The sequence below is a fragment of the Moorena sp. SIO3I6 genome (genome assembly GCF_010672095.1).
This window is the reverse complement of the sequence record NZ_JAAHHU010000386.1, coordinates 1-4,017: the sequence shown is the minus strand read 5'-3', so window position 1 is coordinate 4,017 and position 4,017 is coordinate 1. Positions and strand designations below refer to the sequence as shown.

General features: G+C 44.4%; 8 protein-coding genes. 3 read left to right on the top strand and 5 right to left on the bottom strand.

What is annotated here, in order from left to right; translation table 11 throughout:
* The coding region (locus tag F6K49_RS36555; protein WP_293104739.1) for a peroxiredoxin-like family protein at window positions 1-607 on the bottom strand (607 nt) is incomplete at its 3' end.
* Window positions 608-765: 158 nt separating this feature from the next.
* On the opposite strand from F6K49_RS36555, the gene F6K49_RS36550 reads away from it, so the two are divergent.
* Window positions 766-1,089 carry a DUF433 domain-containing protein gene (locus tag F6K49_RS36550; RefSeq protein ID WP_293022734.1) on the top strand — a complete coding sequence of 108 codons (324 nt, stop codon included), beginning with the start codon at window positions 766-768 and terminating at the stop codon, window positions 1,087-1,089.
* A gap of 255 nt (window positions 1,090-1,344) precedes the next feature.
* Here the strand turns inward: F6K49_RS36550 and F6K49_RS36545 are convergent, their stop codons facing one another.
* On the bottom strand, window positions 1,345-1,917 hold the full coding sequence (locus tag F6K49_RS36545; RefSeq protein ID WP_293022737.1) for a Uma2 family endonuclease: 573 nt from the start codon (window positions 1,915-1,917) through the stop codon (window positions 1,345-1,347).
* Between the two features lie 120 nt (window positions 1,918-2,037).
* Between F6K49_RS36545 and F6K49_RS36540 the strand changes: the two genes are divergently transcribed.
* The gene (locus F6K49_RS36540; RefSeq protein ID WP_293022740.1) at window positions 2,038-2,223 is read left to right on the top strand and encodes a hypothetical protein; all 186 of its coding nucleotides are present in this window, start codon (window positions 2,038-2,040) and stop codon (window positions 2,221-2,223) included.
* Window positions 2,224-2,280: 57 nt separating this feature from the next.
* On the opposite strand, the gene F6K49_RS36535 is transcribed toward F6K49_RS36540, so the two are convergent.
* From F6K49_RS36535 to F6K49_RS36525, 3 genes are all read right to left on the bottom strand, one after another.
* Window positions 2,281-3,066 (bottom strand): Uma2 family endonuclease, encoded by a 786-nt coding sequence (locus F6K49_RS36535; protein WP_293022743.1) that lies wholly within the window; start codon window positions 3,064-3,066, stop codon window positions 2,281-2,283.
* A 277-nt stretch (window positions 3,067-3,343) separates the two neighbouring features.
* Complete coding sequence (locus tag F6K49_RS36530; protein ID WP_293022746.1) at window positions 3,344-3,610, bottom strand: antitoxin; 267 nt, start codon at window positions 3,608-3,610, stop codon at window positions 3,344-3,346.
* Window positions 3,611-3,645: 35 nt separating this feature from the next.
* Complete coding sequence (locus tag F6K49_RS36525) at window positions 3,646-3,789, bottom strand: hypothetical protein (RefSeq protein ID WP_293022748.1); 144 nt, start codon at window positions 3,787-3,789, stop codon at window positions 3,646-3,648.
* Window positions 3,790-3,817: 28 nt separating this feature from the next.
* On the opposite strand from F6K49_RS36525, the gene F6K49_RS36520 reads away from it, so the two are divergent.
* Window positions 3,818-4,017 (top strand): hypothetical protein (locus F6K49_RS36520; protein ID WP_293104735.1); only part of this gene is annotated, 200 nt, incomplete at its 3' end.

Genomic DNA, 4,017 nt, shown 5'->3' with positions numbered 1-4,017 from the left:
TTAAAACCTCTGTCATATTCCGCAGCCGCAGGGTTGCCAATTCAAAGGGTCTTTGAAAACCTTTGCCACCAGCCAGCCTGAAGAATGAGCCCTTGATAGGGGGAAGTGGTATACCTCGCACAACCTCCTCATCATCGAGCAACTGCGGAGCCTGACTATCGCCCCAATAGCCTCGAAATACTTCAGCTAGAGTGCCAGGACTACCAATACCCGCACACATCAGCAGCAGATTCAAGTAGGCATTTAGGGTTATTGAGAGCCCTGGTAGCTTGAGCGATAGTCCTGGATAAAGATTAAGCTGGTGGTGCAGCTGTGCATTGGCAGAGACAAACAACCAATCCCCAGGAAACCCCGTATAGTTACAGAATCGCTTACCAGAATCGCGATTGCCAATACCAACAGCTCGTATTACTATACCCTCGCCCTGTAACCTTTTTGCTTCCCGTTGCAGCCACCAAGCGTATTCGAGACTGTCGAAATCTCCAAGTTGGGGCCAGACAAGTACCAGCTGGCGGGTGGCTGACTCACAACCGCTCAGAAGTGGCAGGATGACTCCATCACTTACCCGCTGGCACTGGGTCTGATTTAAGATTGTGTAAGGATTCATTTTAAACCGGTTGTTTTAAGGGGAATGTTGTATTAAAAGTAAAGCACGTTTGGACATATTGATAAAAACTCAAATACGAGCCAGATAGCCTTCTTAATCTGTTGATAGATCGCCCAAATCGAATTTTTACAAAACAAGTCAGTACAACTTCGTCCACCATGACCCTGCGCGAGATTAAATCCCAACTTTTAGCCCTTAGTTTAACTGAAAAAGCTCAAGCGATTCAGCTACTTCAGGAAGCTAGCAACATCTGGACAGGCATTGAAAAAACACCTGGTGTTTGCGGGGGAGATGCCCGGATTGCCAACACTCGTATTCCTGTTTGGGTTCTCGTTCAAGCTCGTAATCTTGGCAGCAGTGAAGTTGATCTTCTGCAAAATTACCCTACCCTAAGTGCCAGCGATGTTGCCAATGCTTGGGTTTATGCTAATGCTCACCCCGAAGAAATTGACCAAGCAATCCAGGATAATGATGAGGCTTGAGCGATCGCTGCTCTCTATGCTGATCAACAATTTCCTTTGAAGACAACCCAACACCTCAGAAGTTTGACCCATGATGTCCTGGAAGGCAAAAATTTACCTGATGATGTCGAGGTAACAGTTTCTCATGCCAGCTAAAGCTAAAACCTTAGTGACTAAACTTTCTGAATCGGTCTTTGCTAAAATTTGGTATAATCCTGAAGATACCGAGTATTAAAACCTATAATTTTGGTAATCTTATTCAGTTTATGTGCTGTTTTACTTAACTGGAAAAAAGCGATTGATTAGTACAACAAAATTTGGTAATAAAGGAGAAGTTAACTCATCCTGATCAAATAAGGTAGCAACTAGAGTTAATTTTCCCTTGTCTCGGCGATATACCTCTACTTGCTTACGAAAACGATCGACAATCCAATATTCTTTTACCCCTTGAATTGAATATAACTTGACTTTAACTTCGCGGTCGCGTTTTTCGTTGTCAATACCTTTAGAAATTACTTCCACCACTAATTCAGGTGCTGCGGTCAGATGTCCGGCTTCATCTTCTATTTGAGCTAATCTTTCTTCGCTTACCCACACTACATCAGGAATCACATTATCGGCATCTGAGAAGATGATTCCGGGAGTAATAATAGTTTCACCATTACCTGTTGATTCTGACCAATTATTCAAATAACTAAAAATTCTGCCACAAATTTGTTGATGTCGTCGGTGAGGCGTTCGAGTCACAAATAATTCTCCTTCAATTATTTCGTATATTGTCCCTTCAGAGTGAGGCAATAGTTCTAAATCATCGATTCTCCAACTGACTCGTTCTATGGTTTCAGTCATATCAATTATCCTGATTTAATCTGTCTTAATTTTATCAATTTTGGCAGATAGGGATCCGTGTAGGAATTGTGATAATTTTTGATGCCATATTCCCTACTCCCGTCTTGATGCAAAGCGCGAGTGGGGGAAACCACGGCAGTCCCTCATGGGGGAGACCCCCAAGACCGCGCTGCCTCCCCAAGACCGCGCTGCATCGCTACTCCCTACTCCCTACTCCCTGTTCCCTATTCCCTGTTCCCTTTGCTAGATAAGCTAATCCCTCATCCTGAGGAGGAAAGTGTTGCGCCACCCTTAAGTCATTCATAACCTCATTCACCGCCTTAATCGCCTTCCACAGTTGACAACGTGTCGGTATGGTGGAGTTCATAGCTCGAACTGTTCTGGATCTATGCCCTTTGCTTTTAACTGCTCCAACAATGCTTGCAACGAAGCTTCTGCCTGTTCTGCTCGTTGTGATGCCTGTTGTTTTTCCAGCCTTTCAAGCTCCAAAGCTTCCTCTGCTTGCTCTAAAGCTTCCTCTGCTTGCTCTGCTCGTTGACGTTCTTGTTCTGCCTGTTGTTGAGCGAGATCTTTGAGCTCAATAATTTCCAAATACGTAGCAAAACGCTCACCATTGGGATAATACAGCACCAAGTCCGAGCCTACTAACTCAAACCTAATTCCTAAACGGGGACTAACCCAACCAAGCATCTGGGGGATTGGTTCTAACTTTTCTGCTGAACGCAACCAGCCTTTTAGTTTTGCTCTATTTGGATCATAGAGATAGTACTCTTCTACTCCATGGGTCCGGTAAAACTTGAGTTTATCGTCCTCTAATTCCTTGATGGTATTAGTTAATGAGGCAATTTCAAAGACCACCTGGGGATTAATGTTATCTTCAACCCAGGTTTTGTAGGAACGCCGATGCCCTTTCGGTCTACCCAAGACCACCATCACATCGGGGGCTTGGTTGATTTTGGGTTGTCCTTGTTCTGGATACCACAACAAATCCCCGGCAACAAACACATTGGGGTCATCCTTGAATAGGGCTTCCAGGCCATACTTAATGGTGGTAATTAGTTCAAATTGAAGGGTATTGTCCGCCAAGGGTTTGCCGTCACTTTCGGGATAGAAGATGTCATCGGTAGTGGGATGGAGCTGCTGAACCATAGGAAAAACCTTTACCAGAGCTGATAAGCCTATTTTATAGTAGTTCTCAATTGGGTCAGGTACATTTTTGATTTTAGGTAACAGCCAACAGCCAACAGGCAACAGGAAAAAAATCCTGTGTACCTCATTACTCTGAGAAACGCTATATTAACCCGAACTGACGTTATTTAGTGAGAGCATTCATTGCCAATAGACCTGTTGCAAAAGCCATTTTTAGCCCAGGAAATCTGTGGGATTCAGACCACTTTTGCAAAACGTCTAATCAGGGCATCTTCATTCAGGACTGGATGTTATTACGTGCTTTCTGCTTAATATCTGCAAAAGTGCTAGGGGAGAATTCACCCCGTTCAGCCGCTTCTATTCTCGGCTTGAGAAAGGCAGACAGTTGAGCCAGGGCTTCTTCGGAGCTTAGTTCTGGGTTGATGGGCACATCAGGCAGACAGCGTTCAAGCACATATTCCTTAATCGTTTTGCCGCTCAGGGCTGCGTTCGCTTTGAGCTTCTGATGCTGTTTTGGGGTGATCTCAATCGAAAGTCTAGCCATGGGAAATCCCTATGTTGTTCAACAACAAGAACATCTTAGGAAAATAAAAACATTTGTACAATAACAACTTTTGTTGCTTTTCCGTAGTCGGGAACAGGGAACAGGGAATAGGGAACAGGGAACAGTGGACAAGAATTGACGTAAACAGTATCAGAAAACGACTTTGGCAAGAGGTCCATTCGTGACCCTCGGTTTACCCATCTTATTTTGAAATGCCTACTGATACTAAGTTGCGGTCAAAGGTACAACTTTCTCTTCCGCCAATCTCTCCATCTCCCTATCTCCCTATCTCCCTATCTCCCTATCTCCCTATCTCCCCATCTCCCTATCTCCCTATCTCCCCATCTCCCTATCTCCCCATCTCCCTATCCAACTAATCTACTCTCTTTGAATGCAACTCGGTATGA